The sequence below is a fragment of the Chryseobacterium sp. Tr-659 genome (assembly GCF_011752975.1).
Taxonomy (GTDB): domain Bacteria; phylum Bacteroidota; class Bacteroidia; order Flavobacteriales; family Weeksellaceae; genus Chryseobacterium.
The window spans coordinates 560,052-577,856 of the sequence record NZ_VWWP01000003.1 but is presented as its reverse complement, the minus strand read 5'-3'; the positions used below and the strand labels follow the sequence as shown (position 1 = coordinate 577,856).

The 17,805-nt window shown below is 35.5% G+C and carries 18 protein-coding genes; 13 read left to right on the top strand and 5 right to left on the bottom strand.

What is annotated here, in order from left to right:
* Positions 1 to 84: 84 nt before the first annotated feature.
* Positions 85 to 2,214, top strand: a complete 2,130-nt coding sequence (locus F3J23_RS10245) for a carboxy terminal-processing peptidase (RefSeq protein WP_167027919.1) — start codon at positions 85 to 87, stop codon at positions 2,212 to 2,214.
* A 54-nt stretch (positions 2,215 to 2,268) separates the two neighbouring features.
* Here the strand turns inward: F3J23_RS10245 and F3J23_RS10240 are convergent, their stop codons facing one another.
* A complete protein-coding gene (locus tag F3J23_RS10240; RefSeq protein ID WP_167027915.1) occupies positions 2,269 to 2,772 on the bottom strand; it encodes a superoxide dismutase family protein in 504 nt (167 codons plus the stop codon).
* Positions 2,773 to 3,018: 246 nt separating this feature from the next.
* On the opposite strand from F3J23_RS10240, the gene F3J23_RS10235 reads away from it, so the two are divergent.
* From F3J23_RS10235 to F3J23_RS10190, 10 genes are all read left to right on the top strand, one after another.
* Positions 3,019 to 3,657: a 4'-phosphopantetheinyl transferase family protein gene (locus F3J23_RS10235; RefSeq protein WP_167027912.1), complete on the top strand. Its 639-nt coding sequence runs from the start codon at positions 3,019 to 3,021 to the stop codon at positions 3,655 to 3,657.
* Positions 3,658 to 3,732: 75 nt separating this feature from the next.
* Positions 3,733 to 4,635 (top strand): GyrI-like domain-containing protein, encoded by a 903-nt coding sequence (locus F3J23_RS10230; RefSeq protein WP_167027909.1) that lies wholly within the window; start codon positions 3,733 to 3,735, stop codon positions 4,633 to 4,635.
* Positions 4,636 to 4,729: 94 nt separating this feature from the next.
* Positions 4,730 to 6,976, top strand: coding sequence for a TonB-dependent receptor (locus F3J23_RS10225; protein ID WP_167027907.1), 2,247 nt, complete (start codon positions 4,730 to 4,732; stop codon positions 6,974 to 6,976).
* A 49-nt stretch (positions 6,977 to 7,025) separates the two neighbouring features.
* Entirely contained in the window at positions 7,026 to 7,685 is a 660-nt protein-coding gene (locus F3J23_RS10220) for a hypothetical protein (RefSeq protein WP_167027904.1), read from the top strand.
* Between the two features lie 144 nt (positions 7,686 to 7,829).
* Positions 7,830 to 9,161: a histidine kinase gene (locus F3J23_RS10215; RefSeq protein ID WP_167027901.1), complete on the top strand. Its 1,332-nt coding sequence runs from the start codon at positions 7,830 to 7,832 to the stop codon at positions 9,159 to 9,161.
* On the top strand, positions 9,148 to 9,453 hold the full coding sequence (locus F3J23_RS10210; protein ID WP_167027898.1) for a 2TM domain-containing protein: 306 nt from the start codon (positions 9,148 to 9,150) through the stop codon (positions 9,451 to 9,453). The genes F3J23_RS10215 and F3J23_RS10210 overlap by 14 nt, the downstream gene beginning before the upstream one ends.
* An 81-nt stretch (positions 9,454 to 9,534) precedes the next feature.
* Positions 9,535 to 10,104, top strand: coding sequence for a methyltransferase family protein (locus tag F3J23_RS10205; protein WP_167027895.1), 570 nt, complete (start codon positions 9,535 to 9,537; stop codon positions 10,102 to 10,104).
* Positions 10,105 to 10,227: 123 nt separating this feature from the next.
* Positions 10,228 to 10,527, top strand: coding sequence for a 2TM domain-containing protein (locus F3J23_RS10200; RefSeq protein ID WP_167027892.1), 300 nt, complete (start codon positions 10,228 to 10,230; stop codon positions 10,525 to 10,527).
* A gap of 30 nt (positions 10,528 to 10,557) precedes the next feature.
* Positions 10,558 to 10,833, top strand: coding sequence for a 2TM domain-containing protein (locus F3J23_RS10195; protein ID WP_167027889.1), 276 nt, complete (start codon positions 10,558 to 10,560; stop codon positions 10,831 to 10,833).
* Between the two features lie 59 nt (positions 10,834 to 10,892).
* Entirely contained in the window at positions 10,893 to 11,636 is a 744-nt protein-coding gene (locus F3J23_RS10190) for a LytR/AlgR family response regulator transcription factor (RefSeq protein WP_167027886.1), read from the top strand.
* A 149-nt stretch (positions 11,637 to 11,785) separates the two neighbouring features.
* Here F3J23_RS10190 and F3J23_RS10185 read toward each other — a convergent pair whose 3' ends face one another.
* Both F3J23_RS10185 and F3J23_RS10180 read right to left on the bottom strand, forming a co-directional pair.
* A complete protein-coding gene (locus F3J23_RS10185) occupies positions 11,786 to 13,012 on the bottom strand; it encodes a DUF6051 family protein (RefSeq protein ID WP_167027883.1) in 1,227 nt (408 codons plus the stop codon).
* A gap of 199 nt (positions 13,013 to 13,211) precedes the next feature.
* Entirely contained in the window at positions 13,212 to 14,108 is an 897-nt protein-coding gene (locus tag F3J23_RS10180; RefSeq protein ID WP_167027880.1) for a hypothetical protein, read from the bottom strand.
* A 117-nt stretch (positions 14,109 to 14,225) separates the two neighbouring features.
* Here F3J23_RS10180 and F3J23_RS10175 point away from each other — a divergent pair, with 117 nt between their 5' ends.
* Positions 14,226 to 14,960: a glycine-rich domain-containing protein gene (locus F3J23_RS10175; protein WP_167027877.1), complete on the top strand. Its 735-nt coding sequence runs from the start codon at positions 14,226 to 14,228 to the stop codon at positions 14,958 to 14,960.
* A 422-nt stretch (positions 14,961 to 15,382) separates the two neighbouring features.
* Here F3J23_RS10175 and F3J23_RS10170 read toward each other — a convergent pair whose 3' ends face one another.
* Both F3J23_RS10170 and mnmA read right to left on the bottom strand, forming a co-directional pair.
* Positions 15,383 to 15,580: a hypothetical protein gene (locus F3J23_RS10170; RefSeq protein ID WP_167027874.1), complete on the bottom strand. Its 198-nt coding sequence runs from the start codon at positions 15,578 to 15,580 to the stop codon at positions 15,383 to 15,385.
* A gap of 123 nt (positions 15,581 to 15,703) precedes the next feature.
* Complete coding sequence (gene mnmA / locus F3J23_RS10165; protein WP_167027871.1) at positions 15,704 to 16,891, bottom strand: tRNA 2-thiouridine(34) synthase MnmA; 1,188 nt, start codon at positions 16,889 to 16,891, stop codon at positions 15,704 to 15,706.
* Between the two features lie 192 nt (positions 16,892 to 17,083).
* Between mnmA and F3J23_RS10160 the strand changes: the two genes are divergently transcribed.
* Entirely contained in the window at positions 17,084 to 17,611 is a 528-nt protein-coding gene (locus F3J23_RS10160; protein WP_167027868.1) for a hypothetical protein, read from the top strand.
* Positions 17,612 to 17,805: the final 194 nt, after the last annotated feature.

Here is a 17,805-nt window from a genome sequence, read left to right as displayed (position 1 = left end):
AATTTGATCATTTGTAACAGTACCAAACTTACTGCTACTAATTATGATACTTATTTAAAAAAAATTAATAAATAAAGACAGTTTATGTGGAAAAATTTCAAACTGAATAAATTTTTACTCCTGATTCCATTAACCAGTCTAATGTTTTGTTTCAACTCGCCAAAGAACGATGATGAAAAGATGCAGACGATAATGGTGAGCGTAAAAAACACTCTCTCTTACTTACATTATAGCCCGAAATCTTTCAATGATGCTTATTCTAAGGATGTTTATAAGCATTATTTTGAATTGGTAGATCCTGCAAAAAGATATTTTGTGCAATCTGATATGGATGAATTCAGCAAGCATGAAACTAAGCTTGATGACTATATCAGCCAGGGAGATCTTACATTCTATAAACTTACTATTGACAGGCTGTACCAAAGAGTAGATGAAATTGATAAAATCACTCAGGATATCTTCAGCAAGCCAATTAATCTTCAGGAAGATGAAACCCTTACCCTGGAGCCAAAGCTTAAAAAAGTACCCGCTAATAAGCAGGAACAATATAATGAATGGAAAAAATTCATTAAATACAATATCCTTCAGGAAATTGAATCCATGAACAGTAAGGAAGAAGCTCAAAAAGAAAAGAAAGATTCTGTTCAAAAATATAAGCTGAAAGATACGATCAAATTTAAAGTTCTTACTCAGGACGAAAAGATCAAAAAAGCTACGGACGAAGTAAAAGATCTGGTAAAAGATACCTTCACCAGATTCAAAAAAAGAAAGAAAATGGATTGGTTTACAGTATATATGAATGCATATACAGAGGTATTCGATCCACATACCAACTATTACTCTCCAAAGGATAAAGAAGATTTTGATACCCAGTTTACAGGAAAAGTAATTGGTATCGGGGCTTTGATTCAGGAGAAAAAAGGGAATCTGTATCTGGGTGCGCTTACCATTGGAGCACCGGCATGGAAGTCTAAGCAGCTTTCTGAAGGAGATAAGATCTTAAAAGTAAAATCCAAGCCAAAAGAAGACGCAGTTAATGTAGTAGGTATGCTTTCTGATGAAGCAGTAAGATTAATAAGAGGAGAAAAAGGAACTCCGGTTACCTTAACGGTTCAGAAAAAAGATGGAACAATCAAGGATGTAACAATGATCCGTGAGGAAGTTGCTATTGAAGATACTTTTGCAAGAAGTATTGTAGTAAATGCTCCAAACGGAAAGAAATACGGATTTATTAACCTTCCAAGCTTCAATGCTGATTTTGAAAATGCAAAAGGAAGAAATGCTTCTGATGATATCAAAAATGAAATCGTTAAACTGAAAGCTCAGAACATTGAAGGGATCATCCTTGACCTTAGAAATAACGGAGGAGGATCTCTAACAGAAGTAGGAGATATTATGGGGCTTTTCATGGATGCAGGGCCTTATGTTCAGGTGAAGGACGGAAATGGAAAAATACAGACTTTAAAAAATAAATATGAAGCTCCTATCTGGACGGGTCCACTTGTGATCATGCAGAACGAGCTTTCTGCCTCAGCCTCAGAAATCCTTGCAGGAGTAATGCAAGACTACGGAAGAGCAATGATCGTAGGATCTCCACAGTCTTTCGGAAAAGGTACCGTTCAGACTTTTGTGGATTTGAACAGATTCCTGAATACTGAAGACGATTTCGGATCTTTAAAGCTAACCATCCAGAAGTTCTACAGAATTACAGGAGAATCTACGCAGAGAAAGGGTATTGTTTCCGATATTCAAATGAAAGACTTCTTTACCTATGCTGAAGTAGGAGAGCGTTATGATGACTATGCGTTGGCTTGGGATAAAATTCCACCTACAAAGTTCCAGAAACTAAACTATTTCAACATTCAGGCTCTTGAAAAAGCAAGTGCAGGCAGAATGGCTAAAAATACCAATTATCAATTGTTATTAGAATCAGCACAATGGAGAGAGAAACTGGATAAAGAAGAAAGTATTACGTTGAATATTAATAAATTCAATGATCTGATGAAGCAGAGAAAATCTCAGATTGAAAAGTTCAAAGCTTTAACTAAATTTGAGAATGGACTTCAGTTTATGATGTATCCAAGTGAAGTAGAAAGAGAGAAAAAAGATGAAGCTTTCAAGAAAAAATCTGAAATGTGGATCAAAAATCTGAAAAAAGATCTTTACCTGCAGGAAGCAATGAATATTGTAACAGATATGGGAGCAAAATCCTAAACATAAAAAGACCGCTAATGAAAATTAGCGGTCTTTTTATTTAAATAAGGGGGATTATTTAATCTCTACACATCCCACTCTTCCACCTGCATTTCCCGTAGGCTGAGTATGGAAATCATCCGCGGCAGCATGTACAATAAGGCCTTTTCCGATGATGTTTTTGGATTCATCTGTACAGCCAAGACACCATTTATCCGTCTTGAAAGTCAGTGTTGCAGTACCGCTCTGATCAGCAACCAGGTTTCCTATATCTCCCATATGGAAATGTTCGGCACCCCATTTACCATGGTCATCCTTAGCTGGGTTCCAGTGTCCGCCTGTAGAGGTTCCGTCTGCTGCAGAACAGTCTCCTTTTTCATGAATGTGTACCGCATGGATTCCAGGAGTAAGGTGGGTAATATCAAGTTTCATGATAACCTCATTTCCTTTTTGAGTAAACTTTGCAGTTCCTCCTGTCTGTGTTCCGCTTTTGGCATTTACGGAGTATGTTTTTGTAGTTCCGCATGAAGCAGCTAAAAACGCAAATCCTGCCAATAATGCTAGTGTTTGTACTTTCATTTTTAAATGATTTATAGTGATTTTAGGATAAATTTAAAAAAGATTTTCCAAAGCGCTTTATGATTCCAGTATTTTTTTCTGAACTTGCAGTAAACCGGAAACGTATCTCATTATGTTTCAGTCCGGGACTTTGCTAGTTTGAAAACAGACTTATTGATTCTGAGATTCCATGAGAAAATGCTTATTTTGGTTCTGCAATTGTGACAACAATAATGGAATATTTTTAAATCAATAAAAAAATAAGAAATGGTGATTCTGTACACATTCATTAATGAAGAAAAACACCGGGATCTTTTAGATAGATATCTGCCTGCTTTTTCAGATGATATTAAAAAAGATATCCTGAAGTACAGAAGATGGGAGGATGCACAGCTTTCTTTGTTGGGAAAGGTCCTATTGCGATACGGGTTAAAAAACTATTTTCAGATATCTGAAGCAGAAACAGGCCTTTTACCGAATAAAAAACCTTATTTGAAAGAATGTGATATTCAATTTAATATTTCGCACTCAAAAGAACTGGTAGCCTGTATTATTGCAGAGTTTCCAATAGGTATAGACGTAGAATTTACTGATCCGAAGATCAACTATTTCGATTTTAAATTTCAGATGACAGAAAATGAGTTTCGTGAAATTCATGATTCCGAAGATTCAATAAAGGGATTTTTTACGTATTGGACGAGAAAAGAAGCTGTTATAAAAGCACATGGCAGCGGAATGATGCTTCCTCTGGATTCTTTCGAAATTGTAAATGATGAATGTGTTATAGAGGATGAAAAGTTTTTTACGAAGAAGATCTTTATTCATGAAGATTATCACTGTTATATTGCCTCTTCGGATAATAATATTAAAATGACACATCCTGATTTTAAACACCTTGAAATGTGATTTTCTTTAAGACCGCAATAAAAGACAACTGATATCTTTTCCAGAATCATATCTTTGTGAATCAACACTTTTGAATTGGAAGAGTATAAAAAAAGGATCGTTAAAACGATTCAATACATAGACAAAAATCTGGATTCCGAACTTTCTCTGGAAAAAATTTCAGAGTTCAGTGCCTATTCACCATTTCACTTTCACAGAATTTTTAAACTGGTTACAGGAGAAACCCTTCAGGGGTATATTATCAGGAAAAGGGTGGAAAAAAGCGCATTTTACCTTGCTAAGCGGAAAAGTGTTGAGATCAGAGATATCTATTTTGATCTTGGGTTTTCAAACCATTCGGCTTTCTGCAAAACATTTAAAAAACATTATGGTCTTCCTCCTTCCGAATTTCGTAAATCAGCCCCCGAAAAATTCCACAGAATTTTACAGATAGAAAGCAAGAACGGACAAATTGATACGGTTTTCAGCCAATACATTTGCAAGATTGAAAACCTGTTAAACTGGACAAAAATGAATTTAAAAATTGAAGTAAAAGAACTGCCGGAAATGGATCTGGCCTCTGTAATGAGCCTGGGAATTGTAAATGTGGAATCTTCTTTCAATGTTCTGATAGACTGGGCCCTAAAGAAAGGTCTTTTTCCAAGGGAAAATGTAAAAATGATTTCTGTTTATCATGACAGCTGCCAGATAACCCCACTGGATAAGGTAAGAATTCATGCGTGTATGCTTCTGGATGAAAAGCTTTCATACCCGGAAGGAGAGGTATTTTCTGAAACCATTGAGGCCGGAAAGTTCATTGTAGGGAGCGGAGAAGTAACCCTCAATGATATTGAACAATGCTGGGTTTCTCTGTTTCTTTGGATGAACGAGAACAATTATTCTATAAGGAAAACTTTCCCCTTTGAAATTTATCATTCGAATTTTAAAGAACATCCGGAAGGGAAAATGATTGTGGATTTTTGTATTCCGATCCATTAATTTCCCATTCGGTAACAAAAGAATGCCTTTCGGTAATAATTTTTTTACAGAAGGGCATTTCTCATCCTATTTTTGAACCAGAAAACTGCTCAACATGAAAACGCAAGGACAAAAATTACTGCTTCTGATATTACTTATTATTTCGATAACAGGATATGCACAGGTAAAAATTTCAGGAAAAGTAGCCTTTAAGAATAAAGGGATTGGTGAAGTAAACGTAACTCTGAAAGATACCTATGATGGTGCCACAACAGATGTCCAGGGGAACTTCTCTTTTGAAACTTCAGAAAAAGGAATTCAGAAAATAACTTTTACCCATCCGAAATATGAAGATGTGGAAAGAACTATTACCATTGAAGGCCAGGATATTTCAGTGAATGTGGATCTTAAAGAACAGATCAGTGAGATTGATGCTATTGTGGTCTCTGCAGGATCTATTGAGGCCAGTGATAAGAAAAGAGCAACCGCGCTGCTTACGCCTATTGATATTTATACAACGGCTGGGGCAGACGGACAGATTTCTTCTGCTCTTACTTATCTGCCTGGTGTTCAGAAAGTAGGGGAGTCAGAAGGGCTTTTCGTAAGAGGAGGTACAGCTACAGAAACCAAAATCTTTATGGATGGAAGCCTTATTAATAATTATTTCTCTAATTCAGTGCCGGGGATAGCCGGAAGAGATCAGTTCAATACTTCTCTTTTCAAAGGGAATGTATTTTCCAGTGGAGGATATTCTGCGTTGTATGGACAAGCGCTTTCAGGAGCATTAATGTTGGAAAGTGTAGATCTTCCGGATGAAACTTCTTATAATTTTGGGGTGTCACCGATTTTCCTGAGTGCCGGATTTCAAAAACTGGGAAATAATAAGAATTATTCTTATGGTGCTTCTGCCGGATATTCACTGCTAAGTCTGATGCAGAAAGTATTTAATTTTAATACAGACTTTATTGAAGCTCCGCAAGGGCTGAACAGTGATTTTAATTTCAGATTTAAAACAAAATCAGGAGGTATTTTTAAGTATTATGGAATGTACAACTCGAATAAAATGGGGGTAAAAACGCAAAGTCTTGAACCGGGCTATGATTTCGGGCTGGTAAGATTAAAAGGGCAGAATACATATCACAACCTTTCTTTCAGACAAAAATTCGGAAAATATCTTTTGAATGTCGGAGGTTCTTATTCCTATAATAAATCGGACCTTAATTTCTCTACAGAAACCAACGATATAGAATCTGATAAAACAAGACTTCTTACGGATGGAAATTACATTAATTTCAAAGCTGTTCTTGAAAGAAAAATTAACAAAATCAGTGCTGTAAGAGGAGGCTTTGAATTAAATAATACCGACGAAAATCTGAATTTTGAAGAAGTTCATAAACATTATAAAGATCTCATTTCTTCTGCTTTTGTTGAAACCGATTTAGGTTTTAGCAATGCATTATCTGCAAAAATAGGGCTAAGAGCAGAGAACTCATCTTTTTTAGGAAAAACCAATCTTGCACCCCGTTTTGCTTTGGCATACCGCCTGGCAAAAGACTGGACAACCTCTCTTGCTTATGGAATTTTTTATCAGAATCCCGAAAGTAAATACATCAACGGACCAGCAGATCTGGATTTTCAGAAATCACAACATTATATTTTCCAGGTTCAGAGAAGTTCGGAGGGGAGAACGCTACGTTTTGAAGCTTTTTATAAAAAATATGACCAGCTTATCAAAACTTATAATATCACACAGGGAAAAGAACAGAATCAGCAAATTCAGACGGCTTTCAATAATGGAGGTTACGGCTATGCAAAAGGATTGGAACTGTTCTGGAGAGATAATAAGAAAACCTTTAAGAATATAGATTATTGGCTTACTTATTCTTTCCTGGATTCTAAAAGAGATTTCCTCAATTATCCGGTAAGCCTACAGCCAGGTTTTGCGGCAGAGCATACGCTTTCAGCTGTTGTAAAAAGATTTATTCCGGAGTGGAAATTAGGGGTTAATCTTTCTTACACATACGCTAAAGGGCGGCCATATTATGACATTGCCTCTAAATTTGAAGATGGAAAAGCCGTTAATTTCACCAGAAATGAAGGAAGACTAAAAGATTATAATGCATTGAATCTGAGTTTCAATTATGTGCCAAGTGTAGGAAAAAAAGATGCTAAATCGTTTATGGTATTTGTATTGAGTATTTCCAATGTTTTAGGATCAAAGAATGTGTACGGATATAATTTTTCTGTAGACGGATCAAGAAGCTCGGCAGTGGTTCCGCCTGTGAATACCTTTGTTTTTGTTGGAGCCTTTTTCAGCTTCGGAGTAGATAAAACAGAAGATGCAATCAATAATAATCTATAAAAACATAACTTAGAACAAACAATATAACTGACTTTTAAAATTTAATCCTATGAAAAAATATCTTTTAAGCTTTGCTTTAGCTTTTATGAGCTTAACAGCATTTGCACAGACAGGTTACGAAAAAATTATGTCTGAAAAAATTGCAAAAATAGAGACCTGCAAAACACCTGAAGACTTTCAGACACTGGCTAACGATTTCCAGAGAATAGGAAGTAAAGAAAGTACACAATGGCTTCCACAGTATTATGCAGCTTTTACGCAGATTCAGAAAGGAAGAGTAATGATGAGAACCGGGAATATGCAGGAACTTGATGGAATAGCCGGACAAGCCGAAAAGTATTTAGGAATGGCTCAGAACCTTGCCGGAACAGATAACGCGGAAATTCACCTGTTAAGAAAGATGGCTTATTCTTTGAGAATGATGGTCAATCCGCAGCAGCGTTATATGACAGACGGAGCAAGAGCTGCGGAAGAGATGAGTACTGCGGAAAAGCTGGATCCTGCCAACCCAAGAATTGCTCTTATCAAAGCGGAAGATGTTTATTTTACACCAGAACAGTATGGCGGAAGTAAAACCAAAGGATTAGAATTGTTTAAAGATGCCCTGGCTAAATTCAATGCTTATAAACCTAAAACAGCTTTAGATCCGAATTGGGGAAAAGCAGAAGCTGAATATTTCATAAGCCTTCCGGCAGAAAAAGCTAAATAACTCTCTTTCCTTACTTTTTAGATAAAAATTAACCTTCATTCGTGAAGGTTTTTTAGTCCCATTCGGGCATGAAAATCAGCCTTTCGGTAAGAATTAATTTTTGATACCTTTAATAAAAACTAATTTTGAATCAAGAAACAGCTCATGAAACGTAAATACCTTACCATATTGCTTTGGACATCATTGGGAACTACATTGTTTTTCTTTTTGTTTTTTAATGATGAAAAGACTTTGAGTACTTTTATGATTACGCTGCTTCTTTCAACGATGTATTCTTTTGTATTGGGGCTTGGTAACGGATTTATCAATGAATTTCTCAACAAGAAATTTCCCTGGTCTGAAACAACCCGTACAAGAGCTGTTTTAAGTATTATTTCCATTATCATTGGGAACTTTATTCTGGTGTATTTCTGTAATTACATGAATTATGTTGTGATTCAGAAAACAGCTACTACTAAAGAATTCTTTTCTCAAAGATATGGGCTTACCAATTGGTTTATGATCAATATCGCCCTTCTGATCTCAGCATTTCTTCACGCTAAAAGTTTTATGGAAGAGCTGAAGAAGACTTCCAGAAAAGAAGTGGTAGAGCAGAAGCTTATTGCAAAATCAGCAAATGCACAGTTTGAAAGTTTAAAGAACCAGCTGGATCCTCATTTTCTTTTTAATTCATTGAACGTGTTAAGCTCTTTAATTGATGAAAATCCCAGACAAGCCCAGAAGTTTACGGCTTCAATGTCAAAGATTTATCGTTATGTACTTGAACAGAAAGATAAAGAGCTGGTAACGGTAGAAGATGAAATAGAATTTGCGAAAACATACTGTGAGCTTTTAAAAACCAGATTCGAAGACAGCGTAGATTTTACTTTTGATGTTACGAAGGAAGACTATCAGAAGTACGTAGTTCCTCTGTCTTTGCAGCTGCTGCTGGAGAACTGCATCAAACATAACTTTGCAACGTCTTCAAAACCTTTGATCATCAGAATTTTTTCAGACGGAAATACGCTCTGTATTGAAAATAATCTGCAGGTAAGGGAGCAGATCAAAGAAAGCTCCGGAATCGGGCTTGCGAATATTGTACAACGTTATTCTCTTCTTACGGAGCGGAATGTGTTTATAGAAAAATCTGAGGATCATTTTAAAGTGAAGCTTCCGATGCTTCTAGTTAAGCCGCATATTGCCAGTCCTGAGACTGATAATAGTTCGGCAGCCTACAAAAAAGCGCAAAAGAGAGTGAAGGAAATAAAAGGATTTTATTCCAGCCTTATTTCTTTTTGTATTATCATTCCTTTTTTATTTTTTATCAATCTTTTTACCAGCAAAGGGGAATATTGGTTCTGGTATCCGGCATTGGGCTGGGGAATGATTTTGGCTTTCAAGGCTTTAAGGGTTTTTGGGATCGGAGAATCTTGGCAGGAAAAAAAGATCAGAGAAATTATGAATCAGCAAAAAAACAGAAAAAATGGAAAATTTTGATGAAAATGATATTCAATATCAGGAAGCTAAAAAGCAAGTGAATCAATTAACAGGATTTTATGGGCATTTATTTTTTTACATAGCTGTGAACATTCTTATTGTTTTTTACAATATTTCTAATCTGGAACCCGGAGAAAGTTATTTTCAATTCAAGAACTTCTTTACAGCCACTTTATGGGGAATTGGGCTTCTTACCCACGCCGTAGCGGTTTTTTTACCAAGAATCGGGTTTGTAAAGAAGTGGGAGGAAGATAAAGTACGGGAACTAATGAATAAGAAGAAAGATGATTAAATGAAAATGATCATACAGTCAGGTTTATAATCCTGTTACACTTTCGCTTACAAAGAACTTTAACCTTAAAAACTTTCAAAAATGAACACCTTGGTAATTCTATTTTATATGTCAATGGCAGTTTGGTTTATTAGTGAAATACTATACAAAAACATGATGAAATCCGGGAAGTCTGATAAAAAAGACAAGGATAAATCTACCCTGAATATTTTGTGGCTGGCCATTCCTTTTTCTATAGCAAGCTCAATAAGTTTATCATATTATACTCATTTACCTATGGTTGATGGTGATTGGATTCTTTACCTTGGTGAAGCTCTGATACTTATCGGAATTATTTTCAGATATATTATTATCAGATCGTTGGGACAATACTTTACGGTAGATGTAACAATAAGACAGGATCATAAGATTAAAAAAGAAGGTTTCTACAAATATTTGAGACATCCTTCCTATGCTTTTTCTCTGCTGACGTCACTTGGGTTGGGCTTATATTTAAATAACTGGCTGTCACTAATCTTTGCTTTTGTTCCTCCGTTTTTGGCTTTTGCTTACCGTATTAAAGTTGAAGAACAGGCTTTGGTAGAACAGTTCGGAGAAGAATATATTCAATACAGAAAAACGACAAAGAAAGTGATCCCGTTTATCTACTGAGTTCAAATTTTTACCATTCGGGCAGTATTTTCTACCATTCGGTCATATAAAGTTGATTGGGTTCCTTTTTCCGGCTTACCTTTGATTCAACAAAAAAGATATTAACCTTTAAAACAGAATATTATGGAAATTTTATCATCAAATAAAGAAACGAATGCTTACAGAAAAGCTTCAAGAAGAGTAAAAGAACTGAAAGAGTTTTATGGAAACCTTGCTTCTTATTGTGTGGTGATTCCGTTTTTAGCAGTATTAAACCTTCTGACAGCTCCAGGATACCTATGGTTTTTATGGCCGGCTTTAGGATGGGGAGTAGGAATTGCATTTCATGCTATAAATGTATTTGGAATGGGAAAAAACTGGGAAGAAAGAAAAATAAAAGAACTGATGGAGAAAGAAGAAAAAGAAAAAATAAAAACATTTTAATCAATAATTACACTAAAAACTTATACGATCATGGATTATCATACAGCCTATACAAGAACCCAGAACCTTAAAAAGTTTTATAGAAGCATTTTTATATTTGCAGTTATTGCAGTTCTTATTGCTCCTGATGATATTTTTGGAGAGAAAATTGTAAGAATTCAGCTTTTTGACAGATATACCATACTCGGAATATGGGGACTCATTCTTCTTATAAAAGCAATTAAACTTTTTGTTTTTGATTCCGAATGGGAAAGAGAAATGATTGAAAGAGAACTTGAAAAAGAGAAAAAAACAATAGATTATTAAAATCTGCCCGCTTTTATCTAACTTTAGTTCCTGAAATCTGAAAACCAAATTAAAAACTAATGATCAAAACTGTCATTATAGAAGATGAAAAACCTGCTTCAAGGAAATTAGAGCGTATGCTGAGTAATTTTCCTGAAATTGAAGTAGTTGCTAAAATAGAATCGGTAGAAGAGGGGGTTGCCTGGTTTTCGGAAAATGAACATCCTCAGCTGATATTTTCAGATATTGTTTTAGGCGATGGATTGTCTTTCGATATCTTTGAAAAAATTCCTACCAAAGGATTCATTATCTATACAACAGCTTTTGACCAATACACACTGAAGGCCTTTAAGCTGAACAGCATCGATTATCTTTTAAAACCTATTCTTGATGAAGATCTGGAAGGTGCAGTGGAGAAATTTAAATCATTTATTCCTGCAAACAATACGATAGGTTCACAGGATATCAAACAGTTGATCAGGAAGGAAAAGTCTATGCTTTCCAGAGTATTGGTGAAGATTGGGTATAATCTTAAAATCGTGCAGACACACGAAATAAGCTGCTTTTTCAGCGAGAATAAGATAGTCTACCTTCAGACCGAAGACCGTACCTATCCGTCAGATTTTACGCTTGATGAGCTGGAAGAAGTTCTGGATGCGAAAAAGTTTTTCCGTGTCAACAGACAGTTTATTATCAATTCAGATTATATAAAGAATATTCACACATCTCCTTATTACAAAGTGGATCTTGAGTTTCAGCCTCAGGAAGAGATTACAGTAAGCAGAGATCGTGTTAAAGATTTCAAAGACTGGCTGGTAAGCTGATCAAAACAGGTATCTGTTATCAGGCGGTCCTGGAGAGAATATTTTCATTTTAATTTAAAAAAAACTAACCATGGACCTTGTACTCATTATCTTTAAGTTATTCCTTTCTATTTTTTATCCCTAACAGGAAAATTCTGTTCGTTTGATACTCAATGGGCATAAAAATCACTCGCTGATTGTATAAACTGCTGGAAGGCTTCTGTAACCTCTTTACTATGCTTATGAGTAAGAGGAAACGGAACCATATGGGAATATTCATACGGAAAATCTTTTATTTCTACATCTACGGGAATGTTACGATAACCGCCTTGTAAAGTATTCAGGGCTTCCATTGGAGGCGCAACGCCATCCTTTTCCAGAACGTATGCCTTTATTTGTGACTGAATTTCTTGTATTCTTTCCTCTCTTTCCTTTTGAAAATAATTGTAACGAAGCATCTTCTTAAACCAGCTTTCCTGAGGATGGAGCTCATCATTCTGATAATGTTTCAAACGAGAATCCGATTTAAAATCCGAGCTTAAAAGCTCTGTAAAAACAGACTGCATTTTTACAGTCGCCTGAGTATCCATAATGTATTTGGATATCGGAAACATGCGGTCGATTGTCATTCCTCCGCAGAAACAAAAGACCTTAGATTGGGTAAAGAAGCGATTTGGATCTGCCATTTTAATGATTATTGAAAGGAATGAACCAATTGAATATCCGAATAAATCCAGCTCTGCATCCGGAGAAATACTGCTGATCTTATTATTTTTAATATCTTTTACCACCTCTGTGATATCGGAATAGGTTTGCAATCCTGACCAGAAAATCCTTTGCGGATGTGCTTCCAGCCTTGAGCTTATCGCCGCATTCACATAAGAATAATTACTGTTTTCCGGATATTTCCTTTTCCTAAAATTTACAATTTCCATCATATGATGGCGATCGCTCCATACAGCTTCTGCACGATCCATATGAAAAGCAATAGGAAAGAGGATGACAGCCTTATTTGCCCTTTGAGCCAGTTCATAAGCCCACGGCAGATATTTATCCCATTTCTTTTCATTCAGGCCGTGGAAAAAAAGAATACACCCTTTTGCGGTTTTCACATCAGTTCTTTTGAGAATATAATACGTAAACTTTTTATTGCATTCAATATCGAAGTCTTTGATGTCTACCGTAGGCTGATTATAGAGCAGATACCCTTTTCCATTGGTTTCCAGAGATTGGCTGTGCTTACAGCAGGTATGATTTTCCGAGCCATAGAGCAGATCGGAAACCTTAGATTCAAACGGAATAGATTCTATGGTTATATTTAATTCTTTGACCTCTACAATTTCCTTTCCGGAATCAAAATGGCTTTTCAAAACTTCATACAATTCATAATATTCCATAGCAAGATAATTGAAGGGTTCATTATTAGAACTATCAAGTTAGGAGAATTATTGCAGTAATCTGTTGATTTTTAATGAGTAAATGTATTCTAGGCATAAGAGAATAGAAAAAATAATATATTTCTACTGTAAACGCTTCATTTTTTATCTGTTGAACGTTCGGTGGTTATTATTATATCTTTTTTTTTAAGAAGTATAACTATCTGTAATCAATTCTGTTAGATTCAGTGTCTTCAAGTTGTTTAACAATAGATTCTGGAATTTCATCGCTGTCAATCGGAAAGCTTATAGAATCTGAAATAAAGTTTTTTCTGTCTGCTTTTCTGAAAATTTCAAACAGGGCAATCGGTTCCTGGTTAAAACTTATGCAGGTGCTTATAAAATGGATTTCGTGGAGTTTATAGTCGGGATTCTTAAGCTTTTCTTTAATGTCTTTTATTCTGGAAATGAAATGCCGTTGGCGGATGAATGTATTGCTGTTCATAATGATAAAAACATAATCAGAATAAGCAGTTACCTTTCCGAAATATTTATGATGATCACCACCGCTTCTCTCTATGAAATATTCTCCTGTAGTTTCAGACTTGTATATTTCCATGGCAGAGCGCCAGATACGGTCTTCTTTTGCCATTACAGGATTTTCCGGTAGATTTCTGTTGTAAGAGTACCAGCAACCCACTAGACGTTCTAAAAGAGCTGTATTTTGATTTGCATTATTCATATCAATTCTAAGGTCATTAAAATCGAAAGATTCTGTATTAGAGTTAATGAAATCTATATAATTGGAATATCCCAGAACCTTTACAATCAGGCTTAGTTTGGCAAGGTTGGGTTTACTTAAAGCTGCATTTTCATTTTGTCTGAATTTCTTCAGTTTATTAATGATCAAATGCTCGTAAAGATAATTGGTACCGAGAATGTCAGGATCTTTTTTTATTTCTTTTTCAGAATGATCGTTGATAATCAGTTCGTTCAGTTCAGCGCCGATGTAGGACCATTCGGTTTTTGTTACGTCTTCCCAATGGTTTTTCTTTAAAAAATGACGGCTTAAGAAGGTCATCAGTTTTTCAAGATGAAGAATATCTTCCTTTTTCATTTGTTTTCAGTTTTATAAGACTAATTTAAGATTTTTATCAAACCAAAAAAGATTTATGTAAGACTTTTATATTTAAAAATCCATTGACATTTGAATAGAAAAACAAAATTTAAAACAATGGAAACAAAGATGTTATTAAAAGATGAATCCTTATGGAACAGGATACAGGAATTTTCACTGGATGCACCAGATGCGGATTTTCCGTTTTCAAGAAAGCTGGCAAAAGAAGAGTGCTGGAGCCAGGATTTTACCCGCAAAGCAATTGAAGAATATAAAAAGTTTGTCTATCTCTGCTGTATTCTTCCCAATGGAGCTTCACCAAGTAAGATCGTAGATAAAGTATGGCATATGCATCTCATCTATACCCAGAATTATTGGGAAGAGTTCTGTCCCCATATTTTAAAAAGACCACTTCATCATCATCCCTCAAAAGGTGGAGAAACTGAAAATAAAAAACATCAGAACTGGTTTGGCAATACATTGAAAAGTTATTGTGAAATATTTCAACAGGAAGCTCCAGCCGAGATCTGGAAAGAATTGACAATAAAAAGTAAAGGCGGGTCCTGGCTAAAAAAACTGAGGATTCTTTTTCCTTTCCTTATTTTACTGCTGCTATACTCGTGTACGGAAGGTGATGATTTTACCGGATTACTTGTTACAGGGGTGGTTTTTGGGATGATTTTTATATTGGGAACGATAGTGTCTGTAATAGGAAATAATGAAGTTTCTGATCCTAATAAAAAAGATTCTCAGAATAGTGACGGGGGAGGTTGTGGAGGTTCCAGCTGCAGCGGAGGAGGATGTGGTGGCGGCTGCGGTGGTTGTGGCGGTTGTGGTGGCTGTGGAGGATAAAAATTCATTATTATGAAAAAGATAATCATTCATTCAGTTCCGGTTGTAACAAGTTTTGTATGGCTTTTTACAACATATCAGACACTTAATCCCATAATTCTTAAGGGCCCAGATTTTCTTACATTTTACGCCATCCTGATTCTTGGATTTTATGCTTCTGTTTTTATAAACTCTTCTAAAGAACGGGGATCGAAAATAACATTTTATTTTGCGGGACTTATTTTTTTATTGGGATTGGTAAAACTGTTCAGAGGAATTATGTTAGGAAAACCTATTGGCTTCCTATTTATGATTTTAATGACGGAATGTATTGTTACATTGGTTTTTATATCAAATCACATAAATAAAAAGATAAAGTAAAGACCTTGTAAAAAACAAACCCGAAACAATCAAGTTCCGGGCTTTATTATGCGTTGTTGATATTAAATATCTTTTATAGGTTGATAGCCATACTTTCGTATCATAGCGGAGGTAAGAACCACTAAGATAAGTGTGACAGCGATGTTAGATTTTTCCGGATGTACGATAACCTGATAAAGGTTGTAACCCAAAACTGCAGATACAATTGAGATCAGGATATTGTTTACGTAGGCATACTGGTTTCTTGTAGTCGTTTTCATAGTAATTTTTTATTGTTATTTACTTAGTAAGTATGATAACTTTAAAAACGTTACAGAAAATTTCAAAAATTATTTTTCTAAAAATTTCTACCTTCGAAACCCTTACACATACACAACGAATTCTTACGAAATCACACCGCTTCCGATAAGCTCTTCATCAATATACCAGGAAGCAAACTGTCCTTCAGCAATAGCAGATTGCAGTTCATCGAATTCAATATAAAATGCATTTTCAAACTGGTATAGAATCGCTTTTTGTAAAGGCTGTCTGTATCTGAATCTGGCCATTACTTCCAAAGATTCACCCTTTTGAAGTCTCATATCCTCACGTACCCAATGCAGTTCAGAATTATCAATTTTCAATGCTTTTTTATGAAGTCCGGGAAAATGGCTTCCTTCGCCAACAAAAAGAATATTGTTTTCCATGTCTCTGGACACAATAAAGCAGCTTTCTTTATGTCCGCCTATTCCAAGACCTTTGCTTTGTCCGATCGTGAAAAACTGGGCTCCCTGATGTTTCCCGATTACTTTTCCGTCAGATTTTTTATAATTGATTTTTCGTGATAAAAATTCAAGTTCCTCTTCTTTGGACGAAAATTCAGGTTTTTCTTCTGAAAATAATGGTGAATCTTTAAAAATTTCTACAATCTCTCCTTCATTGGGCTTTAATTGCTGCTGTAAAAATTGTGGCAGGCTTACTTTTCCGATAAAACATAATCCCTGAGAATCTTTTTTATCTGCAGTTACCAATCCGATTTCTTTAGCAATCTCTCTTACCTGAGGCTTTGTAAGCTCTCCGATAGGAAATAAAGCTTTTGACAACTGATCCTGGCTCAGCTGGCATAAGAAATAAGACTGATCTTTATTGTTGTCTTTTCCGGATAAAAGATGGAAAATCTCCTTACCGTTTTCATCAAAAGTGGAGTGTACTCTGGCATAATGTCCTGTAGCAACTTTATCTGCTCCAAGGGACATTGCCGTTTTCATGAAAACATCGAACTTTACCTCTCTGTTACATAAAACGTCAGGATTCGGAGTTCTTCCTTTTTCATATTCCGCAAACATATAGTCTACGATACGTTCCTTGTAAAGCTCACTCATGTCTATAACCTGGAAAGGAATTCCGAGTTTTTGCGCTACCATAAGGGCATCATTACTGTCCTCAATCCAGGGGCATTCATCTTCAAGAGTCACGGAAGCATCATTCCAGTTTCTCATAAACAAAGCCACTACCTCATGGCCTTGCTGTTGCAGCAGATACGCTGTAACACTAGAGTCTACACCTCCGGAGAGGCCTACTACTATTTTCATTGTATTTCAATTTTACGAAACTCTTAACGGGAGTTCTTAGTTTGACCCGGCAAAAATACAACTAAATAAATTCGTAAAAAAACCATAATTTTAAACATTGATAAAAACGATGGTTGTCATGATCATCATTATATTCCGTCAATTGCTATGGATGGGAGTATAAAATATCATCAAAACAAAATATATCTACATATGAAAAAGTTTATTATTTCAATGATGCTGATGGGTTCAGGATCAGTCTTTTCTCAGGTTTCAGTGGGAGCACCGGTACAGGAAAACAGTAAATGGACTTTCGGAGGAGGGATTGGAGTAGGCTTCGGAAGCAATAGTGCTTTTAATTTATCAGCATCTCCCAGAGTTGGATACAGACTTACGAATGATCTTGAAGGAGGTGTAGTAGGAACGGTTTCATGGCAGACTTCCAATTCTTATAAATCTACAATGTTTGGAGTAGGGCCTTTTATCAATTACTATTTCGCCCGATCATTTTATCTGGGAGCCAATTATCAGCATTATTTTATTGATTATAAGGATAAATTCTATGATTATAAATTCAATACGGAAGAAAATGCGTTGTTTCTGGGAGGAGGATACATGCAGAGAATTGGTAATAATTCCTTTATGCAGCTGGGATTAATGTATAATGTTCTCTGGAAGCAAAATTCAAGCGTGTTTTCAAGCGGTCTGATCCCGAATATCGGTTTTGTGGTAGGGCTTTAACGATTATATCCATTGAAGGAGTTTAGTAAAATTATATATAAGTACTTCAATTTTATCGAAGATAAAATCTTTGCGCCTTAAAATGCATCACATATAAAATCCTTTTGTGTCTTTGCATTTTCCAATAAAAACGGATGTATTTAAATATAATCTCGCAGATTTTCCAGATCACGCAGATAATTTAACAACATCAA

Coding starts and splice junctions, on each gene's coding strand:
- F3J23_RS10245 (WP_167027919.1), top strand. CDS start 85: ATGTGGAAAAATTTCAAACTGAATAAATTTTTACTCCTGATTCCATTA.
- F3J23_RS10235 (WP_167027912.1), top strand. CDS start 3,019: ATGGTGATTCTGTACACATTCATTAATGAAGAAAAACACCGGGATCTT.
- F3J23_RS10195 (WP_167027889.1), top strand. CDS start 10,558: ATGGATTATCATACAGCCTATACAAGAACCCAGAACCTTAAAAAGTTT.
- F3J23_RS10215 (WP_167027901.1), top strand. CDS start 7,830: ATGAAACGTAAATACCTTACCATATTGCTTTGGACATCATTGGGAACT.
- F3J23_RS10180 (WP_167027880.1), bottom strand. CDS start 14,108: ATGAAAAAGGAAGATATTCTTCATCTTGAAAAACTGATGACCTTCTTA.
- F3J23_RS10190 (WP_167027886.1), top strand. CDS start 10,893: ATGATCAAAACTGTCATTATAGAAGATGAAAAACCTGCTTCAAGGAAA.
- F3J23_RS10175 (WP_167027877.1), top strand. CDS start 14,226: ATGGAAACAAAGATGTTATTAAAAGATGAATCCTTATGGAACAGGATA.
- F3J23_RS10220 (WP_167027904.1), top strand. CDS start 7,026: ATGAAAAAATATCTTTTAAGCTTTGCTTTAGCTTTTATGAGCTTAACA.
- F3J23_RS10185 (WP_167027883.1), bottom strand. CDS start 13,012: ATGGAATATTATGAATTGTATGAAGTTTTGAAAAGCCATTTTGATTCC.
- F3J23_RS10205 (WP_167027895.1), top strand. CDS start 9,535: ATGAACACCTTGGTAATTCTATTTTATATGTCAATGGCAGTTTGGTTT.
- mnmA (WP_167027871.1), bottom strand. CDS start 16,891: ATGAAAATAGTAGTAGGCCTCTCCGGAGGTGTAGACTCTAGTGTTACA.
- F3J23_RS10160 (WP_167027868.1), top strand. CDS start 17,084: ATGAAAAAGTTTATTATTTCAATGATGCTGATGGGTTCAGGATCAGTC.
- F3J23_RS10225 (WP_167027907.1), top strand. CDS start 4,730: ATGAAAACGCAAGGACAAAAATTACTGCTTCTGATATTACTTATTATT.
- F3J23_RS10200 (WP_167027892.1), top strand. CDS start 10,228: ATGGAAATTTTATCATCAAATAAAGAAACGAATGCTTACAGAAAAGCT.
- F3J23_RS10210 (WP_167027898.1), top strand. CDS start 9,148: ATGGAAAATTTTGATGAAAATGATATTCAATATCAGGAAGCTAAAAAG.
- F3J23_RS10170 (WP_167027874.1), bottom strand. CDS start 15,580: ATGAAAACGACTACAAGAAACCAGTATGCCTACGTAAACAATATCCTG.
- F3J23_RS10240 (WP_167027915.1), bottom strand. CDS start 2,772: ATGAAAGTACAAACACTAGCATTATTGGCAGGATTTGCGTTTTTAGCT.